Here is a 305-nt window from a genome sequence, read left to right as displayed (position 1 = left end):
CAATAAAGCTCCAACCATTTAAGCGGGCATTTTCACTTTTTATTCCGGCTGGGCCATCTTCAATTAATACCTTAGCAACATCGGCTAAAGCTATACGCTGCCCGGCTGGAGTTACAATAGGAAGTAACATTAGCTCCTCAGGTGAATCGCGGTAACCTTGCGGGTATCGTAAATTTACCGGATAGCGCTCTTGCCCTTCTACGGTTTGGGTGACATTTGTGCCGCCAATAGCAGTAGCTACAACTTGCTGTATATCGGCAATATTTAAACTATAGCGCGCCGCTTTTTCACGGTTTATATCTACC

The 305-nt window shown here is 45.2% G+C and carries 1 protein-coding gene; it reads right to left on the bottom strand.

What is annotated here, in order from left to right:
- Positions 1-305, bottom strand: a 305-nt coding sequence (locus AAEY62_RS21520; protein WP_350636425.1) for an efflux RND transporter permease subunit, incomplete at both ends; no start/stop codon positions are given.

This window comes from Pseudoalteromonas sp. GW168-MNA-CIBAN-0100 (assembly GCF_040309225.1).
GTDB lineage: Bacteria > Pseudomonadota > Gammaproteobacteria > Enterobacterales > Alteromonadaceae > Pseudoalteromonas > Pseudoalteromonas arctica.
The sequence above is the reverse complement of the archived record's forward strand: the minus strand, read 5'-3'. Positions and strand labels throughout refer to the sequence as shown.